At 71.3% G+C, this 8,656-nt stretch carries 7 protein-coding genes; 1 reads left to right on the top strand and 6 read right to left on the bottom strand.

From position 1 onward, the window contains the following. The 6 genes from VN520_RS11715 to mshD all read right to left on the bottom strand — a co-directional run. A partial coding sequence (locus VN520_RS11715) for a CHAD domain-containing protein (protein WP_325746819.1) occupies positions 1 to 729 on the bottom strand: 729 nt, incomplete at its 3' end. Continuing rightward, positions 716 to 2,962, bottom strand: coding sequence for an RNA degradosome polyphosphate kinase (locus VN520_RS11710; protein ID WP_325746818.1), 2,247 nt, complete (start codon positions 2,960 to 2,962; stop codon positions 716 to 718). The genes VN520_RS11710 and VN520_RS11715, both read right to left, overlap by 14 nt. A 269-nt stretch (positions 2,963 to 3,231) precedes the next feature. Beyond that, a complete protein-coding gene (locus VN520_RS11705; RefSeq protein WP_325746817.1) occupies positions 3,232 to 4,197 on the bottom strand; it encodes an ABC transporter permease in 966 nt (321 codons plus the stop codon). Then, positions 4,194 to 5,087 (bottom strand): ABC transporter ATP-binding protein, encoded by an 894-nt coding sequence (locus VN520_RS11700; RefSeq protein WP_325746816.1) that lies wholly within the window; start codon positions 5,085 to 5,087, stop codon positions 4,194 to 4,196. The genes VN520_RS11705 and VN520_RS11700 overlap by 4 nt, the downstream gene beginning before the upstream one ends. Continuing rightward, positions 5,084 to 5,494 carry a GntR family transcriptional regulator gene (locus VN520_RS11695; RefSeq protein ID WP_325746815.1) on the bottom strand — a complete coding sequence of 137 codons (411 nt, stop codon included), beginning with the start codon at positions 5,492 to 5,494 and terminating at the stop codon, positions 5,084 to 5,086. The genes VN520_RS11700 and VN520_RS11695 overlap by 4 nt, the downstream gene beginning before the upstream one ends. Positions 5,495 to 5,586: 92 nt before the next feature. Then, complete coding sequence (mshD, locus tag VN520_RS11690) at positions 5,587 to 6,510, bottom strand: mycothiol synthase (RefSeq protein ID WP_325746814.1); 924 nt, start codon at positions 6,508 to 6,510, stop codon at positions 5,587 to 5,589. A 359-nt stretch (positions 6,511 to 6,869) separates the two neighbouring features. On the opposite strand from mshD, the gene VN520_RS11685 reads away from it, so the two are divergent. Continuing rightward, positions 6,870 to 8,656: bifunctional metallophosphatase/5'-nucleotidase (locus VN520_RS11685; RefSeq protein ID WP_325746813.1), on the top strand; the 1,787-nt coding region annotated here is incomplete at its 3' end.

The following is an 8,656-nucleotide window of genomic DNA, read 5'->3' as shown; positions in this document are numbered from 1 at the left end:
CAGGAGGCGGGCCTGGTGCCACAGGGCGTCGTGCGCCTCGTTGTAGGGCTCCACCGCCTCGTCGGGCGGGAGCGCGGCCACCGCGTCCAGCATCCGCTGCTCGGCGAGCCCGGCCGGGGTGTGCAGCACCGCGGCGGCCGGTTCCGCGGCCGAGGGCGCCAGGGGGACCTCCGAGGCGAGCAGCGCGACCGCGTCGGCGACGGCGTGGAAGCGGGATGAGCCCAGTGCCTGGAGCGCCGCCGAGTGGGCGCGGGTCCGGGCGAGGGTCAGCCGGCGTTCCAGGAGCGCACCCGCCCGGGCCGCGCCGACGCCGAGCACCGCCCGCTCCTTGTCGCTCCCGTCCGGGCCGTCCCCCGCGGGGGGCCGGGCTCCCGGGAGCGAGGCGCCGGAGAGCTGGTGCAGGGCCTCCAGCAGCCGGCCGAGCCGGGTGGCGTACGCGTGTTCGCGGGCCAGGGTGCCGGAGAGCCAGGCCAGTTCCGCACGGAGCTGGTCGGACCAGGCCGGTTCGAGCGCGTCCCGGAAGGTGTGGAGCGTGCCGCTGATCCGGCGCGCCGCGTGGCGCAGCGCGCGGGCGGCCTCCTCGGCGCGCTGCGTGCCGGCGTCCGCGGGGGAGCTGTACTCGCGGTGCAGCCTCAGGCCCCGCAGGAAGCAGGCGGCCTGTTCGCGCAGGTAGGGCGCGAGGACCGCTTCCGCGGAAACGGTCGTCATCTGGTGGTCAGGGCGTCGCACGCCGGCGCCTCCGGGCGTCAATGAGCATCTCTTGTACGTGCCTCAGAGGCTGTCCGTCCGCGTCCGTGGCGTGCCGGGTCCAGTTTCCGTCGGGGCCCAGGTGCCAGGAGGACGTGGTGTCGGACATACCTGTTTCCAGGAGCCTGCTGAGGGCGGCGCGATGCGCGGGGTCGGTGACGCGGACCAGTGCTTCGATCCGGCGGTCGAGGTTGCGGTGCATCATGTCGGCACTGCCGAACCACACCTCGGGTTCGCCGCCGTTGCCGAAGGCGAAGACCCGGGAGTGTTCGAGGAAGCGGCCCAGTATCGAGCGGACCCGGACGTTCTCGGAGAGGCCGCTGACTCCGGGGCGGATCGCGCAGATGCCGCGCACCCAGATGTCGACCGGCACACCGGCCTGTCCCGCCCGGTAGCAGGCGTCGATGACCGCTTCGTCGACCATCGAGTTGACCTTGATGCGTACGTAGGCGGGGCGGCCCGCGCGATGGTGGGTGACCTCCTTGTTGATGCGGGCGATCAGCCCGTCGCGCAGGGACTTCGGGGCGACCAGCAGCCGGCGGTAGGTCTCGCGGCGGGAGTAGCCGGAGAGCCGGTTGAAGAGGTCGGAGAGGTCCGCCCCGACCTGCGGATCGGCGGTCAGCAGGCCGAGGTCCTCGTAGAGCCTCGCCGTCTTGGGGTGGTAGTTGCCGGTGCCGACGTGGGAGTAGCGGCGCAGCGTGTCGCCCTCCTGGCGGACGACGAGCGACAGCTTGCAGTGGGTCTTCAGGCCGACGAGTCCGTAGACGACGTGGCAGCCGGCCTCCTCCAGCTTGCGGGCCCACTTGATGTTGGCCTGCTCGTCGAAGCGGGCCTTGATCTCGACGAGCACGAGGACCTGCTTGCCGGCTTCGGCGGCGTCGATCAGGGCGTCCACTATCGGTGAGTCGCCCGAGGTCCGGTACAGGGTCTGCTTGATCGCGAGTACGTCCGGATCGCCCGCCGCCTGCTCCAGGAAGGCCTGGACGGAGGTGGAGAAGGAGTCGTACGGGTGGTGCAGCAGCACGTCGCGTTCGCGCAGGGCGGCGAACACATCGGGTGCGGAGGCGGACTCGACCTCGGCGAGATCGCGGTGGGTGCCGGCGATGAACTTGGGGTACTTCAGTTCGGGCCGGTCCAGCGACGCGATGCCGAACAGCCCGGTGAGGTCGAGCGGGCCCGGCAGCGGGTAGAGCTCGGTCTCGGAGATCTTCAGCTCGCGGACGAGCAGGTCCAGGACGTACGGGTCGATGGACTCCTCGACCTCCAGGCGGACCGGCGGGCCGAAGCGGCGCCGCATGAGCTCCTTCTCCAGGGCCTGGAGCAGGTTCTCGGTGTCGTCCTCCTCGACCTCCAGGTCCTCGTTCCTGGTGACCCGGAACATGTGGTGGGCGAGGACCTCCATGCCCGGGAAGAGCTCTTCGAGGTGGGCCGCGATGATGTCCTCTATCGGGACGTAGCGCTGCGGGGACGCCTCCAGGAAGCGGGTGAGCAGCGGCGGTACCTTGACGCGGGCGAAGTGCCGGTGGCCGCTGACGGGGTTGCGGACCACGACGGCGAGGTTCAGTGAGAGCCCGGAGATGTACGGGAACGGGTGTGCGGGGTCGACGGCCAGCGGGGTCAGCACGGGGAAGACCCGCTGCCGGAAGAAGGTGAACAGGCGGGCCTGTTCCTTCTCGGTCAGCTCGGGCCAGCGGACGAGCTGGATGCCCTCGTCGGACAGGGCGGGCGCGATGTCCTGCTGGTAGCAGGCGGCGTGGCGGGCCATGAGCTCGCGGGAGCGGGTCCAGATGAGGTCGAGGACCTCACGGGGCTGCAGTCCGGACGCGGACCGGGTGGCGACACCGGTCGCGATACGGCGCTTGAGGCCGGCCACCCGGACCATGAAGAACTCGTCCAGGTTCGAGGCGAAGATCGCGAGGAAGTTAGCCCGTTCGAGTAGGGGTGTGGCGGGGTCCTCGGCGAGTTCCAGAACACGTTCGTTGAACGCGAGCCAACTGCGCTCCCGGTCGAGGAAGCGGCCCTGCGGCAGCTCGTCGCCGTCCGTCTCGGGCTCGTACGCATCCGCGTCGTTGTCGAGATCGGGGTCCAGATCGGCGGCTGTGGACAGACCTGCGGGCACCGAGCCCGCGACGGCGTGCGGCCGGTGGGCGGCGAGGGAGCCGACCGACGGCTGCGCGGGCTGGACCGGGGCGTCGGAGCTGGGCTGCTGGCTCATGGAGCTATTCTTCCGCGCGTTCGGCTCCTCAGGCGCGTCGGAGCCCATAAAGATCGCAGAAGAAGCGGAAACGGTCCCTGGTCCGGGGCCGTTCCCGTCGCGGGGGGCGGGCACAGCTGGCTGCATTCCGTGAGGGTCGCAAGCCTGTCTGAATGGCTGGTAACGGCGACATGACGTACAGGAAGCGGTGTGGGTGCGCTGCCGCCCCTTTCCCACCGTAGGCGAACCTCCTGCCCGGGCTCCCCCGGGGCCCGGACAGGAGGGGGCTCTCAGGCGGTGCGGTGGCGCAGGACGCGGAACGCGACGACGACGGCCAGGGCGGCGAGGACGAGCACGATGCCGGTCTCGACGAGCTGGAGGGGCCAGAAATGGGAGGCGGGGTGATAGTCGACGAACTGCGTGACGCCGCCACGGTGGCGCATGCAGGCGACATGGTCGACGAAGCCGTCCACCGTGAAGCAGTTCTCCGTCCCCACTTCCTTGCCGGAAGGCGTGAGCATGCCGGACCGTACATGCCAAACGGCACCCTCGGGCCGGGCGCCCCCGGTGAGCCGCACGGGTGGCCAGAGGCGGTACCGCACCTTGGTCATGACGACGAACACCAGTCCGAACAGCAGGGTGGTGGTCGATGCCGCGAGGAGGGTGCGGCGCAGGAGGAGGGCGCAGAGGGCCCCGAGCGCCACTGCGAGCACGACGTATCCGAGCAGCACGGGCCCGGTGCCCGGATAGACGCCCTCCGCATACCGCTCCAGGCCGTGCGCGTACGGGTAGTCGGACCCGAACGCCCGGCCCCAGTGGTACACCGGCATCAGGACGGCGCATCCGGCGGTCGCGAGCACCAGGGGGAGTGCGAGACGCGCCACGAGCCAACGGGTGGGGGAGACCGACTGTGCCCACGCGAACTTGAACGTGCCGCTGTCCAGTTCGCGTGCGATCAGAGGGCCTGCCACGAAGGCGCCGACGAGTGCGGCGAACAGCACCATGGCCGTCCCGCCCTCGGACAGGAAGGTCTCGGTGGACGTCCTGGCGTAGGTGGGCAGGTAGGTGCCACCGCCGCACGGGGTCATGTCACCGTCGGGGCACAACTCGTCGGAACTGCGTACGGCGATCCAGACGCGCATGGCGATCACGGAACCGATGCCTGTGAGCAGCAGCGCAAGTGCCGCCCACAGCGCCTTGCGATGCTGGCGCACCACGACACGGGCGGGCCCGCGCAGGGCGGTGAGGGTGCTCATGCCGCAGCCGCCTCCTCGTGGGCGCGCGCGCTCGGGGTGAGCAGCGGAGGGGCCTCGGGCGAGCGGAGGTGGGCCAGCAGCAGCTCCTCCAGCGAGGGCTCGGTGACCTCCCAGGCCGTGTCGTCGACCGGACCCTCACGCCGTACGAGCGCGGTGAGCTGACGCCCCGTCGTGCGCGACTCGACGACCGTGTGCGGGGCGAGGTCGCGGACCTGGCCGGTGAGCAGGGCGTGCGCGGCGACGATGTCGTCGCTCTCGCCGCCGAGCCGCACCCGGCCGCCGTCGACGAACAGGAGGTAGTCGCAGGAGCCTTCCAGCTCGGTGAGGATGTGCGAGGACATGACGATGGTGGTCCCGTGCTCGGCGGCCTCGGCCATCAGGACGCCCATCAGCTGGTGACGTACGAGAGGGTCGAGGTCGGCCATCGGCTCGTCCAGCAGCATCAGTTCGGGCCGTTTGCCCAGCGCGAGAGCGAGGGCGAGGCGGGTGCGCTGCCCGCCGGAGAGCGTCCGGACCTTCGCGTCCTGCGGGAGCGGTCCGGCGACCCGGTCGGCGGCCGTACGGTCCCAGGTGGCGGGGTTGAGCTGGGCCCCCGCCCACAGGGTGTCGGCCACGGTGAGCTGCGGGTACAGCGGCTTGTCCTGCGCGACGTGGGCGAGACGGGTCCGGGCCTCGGCGGGTGTGGTACCGAGCACCCGCACCGACCCCTCGGCGGGGCGGAGCAGACCGGCGGCGAGGGAGAGAAGCGTGGACTTCCCGGCGCCGTTGGGCCCGACGAGGGCGCATATCCGCCCGGCGGGCAACCGGAACGAGCAGCCGCGCAGCGCCCACCCGCGCTTTCGTCCGTAGGTCGTGCCGAGGCCGTTCGCCTCGATCGCGGCGCCTGTCATGAGTGCTGATCCCCCTTGTATGTGCTGTCCAGTACGTCGGTGAAGAGCGCCAGCACGTCGTCCTTGTCGAGCCCTGCGGCGCGGGCCCTGCGGGTCCACTCGGACAGTTCGGCGCGCAGGGGCGGGTCGGTGGTGACCGCCGCGCTGCCGAGGGTCCGGCGGACGAAGGTGCCGAGGCCGCGGCGGGCCTCGACGAGGCCTTCGCGTTCCAGTTCGCGGTAGGCCTTGAGCACGGTGTTCGGATTGATCGCCGTGGCCTCGACGACCTCGCGGGCCGTGGGCAGGCGGTCGCCCGGTTCGAGGACGCCCAGGCGGAGCGCCTGCTTGGTCTGCTGCACGATCTGGAGGTAGGTGGCGACGCCGCTGCGGCGGTCGATGCGGAATTCGAGCGCTGCGGACCCGGCCACGTTCACCACCCTTTCACTAATTGAGTAGTGAAAGGGTGCCGAAAAACTGGGACGGCGTCAAGTGACGCCGCCCCGAGGTGGGTTGAGCGGGTTCAGGACTCCGTGCGGTACATCAGGTCGACCTCGTGCGTGGCGAAGCCCATCCGCTCGTACACCGACAGGGCCGCCGGGTTGTCGGCGTCCACGTAGAGCATCGCCGTCGGCAGCCCCAGGGAGGCCAGATACCGCAGGCCGGTCGCGGTGAGCGCCTTGCCCAGGCCGCCGCCCTGGGCGTCGGGCCGGATGCCGACGACGTAGACCTCGCCGAGTTCCTCCTCGGCGTGCACCTTCGTCCAGTGGAAGCCGATGATCTCGCCGTCGCGTTCGGCCAGGAAGAAACCCTTCGGGTCGAACCAGGGCTCGGCCTTGCGGTCGTCCAGGTCCCGCTGGGTGAGGGCACCCTGCTCGGGGTGGTGGGCGAACGCGGCGCTGTTGACGGCGAGCCAGGCCGCGTCGTCCTGGCCCGGCACGAAGGTGCGGACGGTGACGCCCGGCGGGAGGACCGGCTCGGTGATGTCGAGGGAGTCCAACGGGCGGCGGAGCTGTCGCAGTTCCCGGAAGAGGGAGAGGCCGAGCACCTGTGCGAGGTGCCGGGCGGCCGCCTTGCCGCCGTGGGCCCAGACCCGCAGCCGCTTCCCGGCCGCGGCGAGGAGCGCGGCGCCCAGGGCCCGGCCGTGCCCGCGTCCCCGGTGCGCCGGAGCCACGACCAGCTCGGCGGCGGGGGCCTCGACGGGGTCGGTGTCCTCCAGCTGTGCGTATCCGGCCAGGACGCCGTCGACGGTGAGCAGGAAATGCCGGACGCCCTCACGGTGCCCGCCCCTCAACTGCAGCCGCCCCTGCTCGGATACGGCCTGCCGGCCATCGGTCCCGGCGGCCTCGCCGAGGAGGCCGAGGACGGCGTCGGCCTGCTCGGGGGTGAGCGCGTCGAGGGACGCGATCTCGCGCCCGGGGGAGGGGAGGGGTACGTCAGTCGTCATGAGTACGAGCGTACGGCGGCGGGATCGGGGTGCGGATGCGCCCGGGGGCGCGGCCGGGGTGGACGGAAGCCGGGCGGACCAGGATGCGGGTGCGTCCGGGGGCACGGCCGGGCCGGACGGAGGCCGGGCGGACCGGCCCGCTGCTTCCCCCGGGCGGCCGGAGGACCCGGACCGCAGCTCCGCGGGGTTCCCGGTGCGCAGGCGCGCGGTGACGTTTCTGCCCGTACATGTACGTCCTACGGGTGATCGGCCCCTTTCCGAGTGCGCGGCAACCAGTTCGTAACCCCGGGCATCTGTCGCGCTACGCGCGTTGACCCTAGGCTGCGGCACGCAGGATCCAGAGATTTCGAAGGGGACCGATGTCAGTGACTCCGCAGAAGAACCGGGCGTACCGGCGGGTGTTCGCCGCCGTGGCCGGGCTGACCACCGCAGGTGCGCTCGTCGCCGCGATGCCGGCCGGCGCCCACGACCGGGGGCACGGTCATGGGCACGGCCACCCGTCCCGCACCGTCGACGTGCAGCTGCTGTCCTTCAACGACCTGCACGGCAACCTGGAGCCGCCGGCCGGTTCGGCCGGGACGGTCGGTGAGACGCAGGCCGACGGCACGGTGAAGTCGGTCCCGGCCGGGGGCGTCGAGTACCTCGCCACCTCGCTGCGCACCGCGCGCAAGGGGCACCCGTACTCCGTCACCGCGGCCGGCGGCGACATGGTGGGAGCGAGCCCGCTGCTGTCGGGGCTCTTCCACGACGAGCCCACCATCGAGGCGCTGAACGGGCTCGACCTCGACGTGACGGCCGTGGGCAACCACGAGTTCGACGAGGGGGCCACGGAGCTCGCCCGGCTGCAGAACGGCGGCTGCCACCCGGTCGAGGGCTGCTACGAGAAGGGCAAGGAGTTCGAGGGCGCGGACTTCCCCTACCTCGCGGCCAACGTGACGGACGAGAAGACCGGCAAGCCGGTCCTCAAGCCGTACACGGTCTGGAAGAAGAACGGCGTGAAGATCGGCTTCATCGGGGTGACCCTGGAGGGCACGCCGAACATCGTCACGGCCAACGGTGTCAAGGGGCTGAAGTTCCACGACGAGATCGAGACGGTCGACAAGTACGCCAAGGAGCTGGACCGGCAGGGCGTCAAGTCCATCGTGGCGCTGATCCACGAGGGCGGGGCCCCGGCCTCCTCCTCGTACAACTACGACTGCGACAGCCCGGGTGCCGGTGACGGCATCTCCGGGCCGATCGTCGACATCGCCAAGGGCATCACGCCGAAGGTCGACGCGCTGGTCACGGGCCACACCCACCAGGCCTACGTCTGCACGGTCCCGGACCCGTCCGGCAAGCCGCGCATGGTCACTTCGGCGTCGTCGTTCGGCAAGGTCTACACGGACACGACCCTCACCTACGACCGCCGCACCAAGGACATCGTGCGTACGTCGGTGGAGTCGGCCAACCACGTCGTCAGCCGCGACCAGGCCAAGGCCGCCGACATGACCGCGCTGATCACCCGCTGGAACGCGCTCGCCGCCCCGATCGCGGGCCGGCCGCAGGGCTTCATCTCCGCCGACATCAACGGCCGTGGCTCCACGGCCCCGGAGAAGCCGCTGGGCAATCTCATCGCCGACGCCCAGCTGGAGGGCCTGGCCCCCGCCGACAAGGGCGGCGCGGTCGTCGCGTTCATGAACCCGGGCGGTATCCGCTCGGACCTGGTGTACGCCGCGTCCGGCAGTGAGGGCGACGGGGTGGTGACGTACGGCGAGGCGTTCACCGTCCAGCCGTTCACCAACATGATGAACGTCGTCGACCTGACCGGCGCGCAGCTCGTGGCCGCGCTCCAGCAGCAGGTCAGCGGTTCCAACGAGGCGTCCCCGAAGATCCTCCAGATCTCGAAGGGCCTCACCTACACGCTGGACATGACGAAGTCGGGCGCCGACCGGGTGGTCGCGAGCACGATCCGTCTGAACGGTGAGGCGATCGACCCGGCGAAGACGTACCGCGTCGCGATGAACGAGTTCCTCGCGGGCGGCGGCGACGGCTTCGCGGCTCTCGGCCAGGGCACGAACAAGCTGGTCGGCCCGTCCGACCTGGATCTGTTCAACGCCTACCTGGCGGCGCACTCCACGGCGTCCGCCCCGCTGGCCCCGCCGGCCAC

Source organism: Streptomyces sp. (assembly GCF_035563135.1).
GTDB lineage: Bacteria > Actinomycetota > Actinomycetes > Streptomycetales > Streptomycetaceae > Streptomyces.
The sequence above is the reverse complement of the archived record's forward strand: the minus strand, read 5'-3'. Positions and strand labels throughout refer to the sequence as shown.

Coding starts and splice junctions, on each gene's coding strand:
- VN520_RS11710 (WP_325746818.1), bottom strand. CDS start 2,962: ATGAGCCAGCAGCCCAGCTCCGACGCCCCGGTCCAGCCCGCGCAGCCG.
- VN520_RS11705 (WP_325746817.1), bottom strand. CDS start 4,197: ATGAGCACCCTCACCGCCCTGCGCGGGCCCGCCCGTGTCGTGGTGCGC.
- VN520_RS11700 (WP_325746816.1), bottom strand. CDS start 5,087: ATGACAGGCGCCGCGATCGAGGCGAACGGCCTCGGCACGACCTACGGA.
- mshD (WP_325746814.1), bottom strand. CDS start 6,510: ATGACGACTGACGTACCCCTCCCCTCCCCCGGGCGCGAGATCGCGTCC.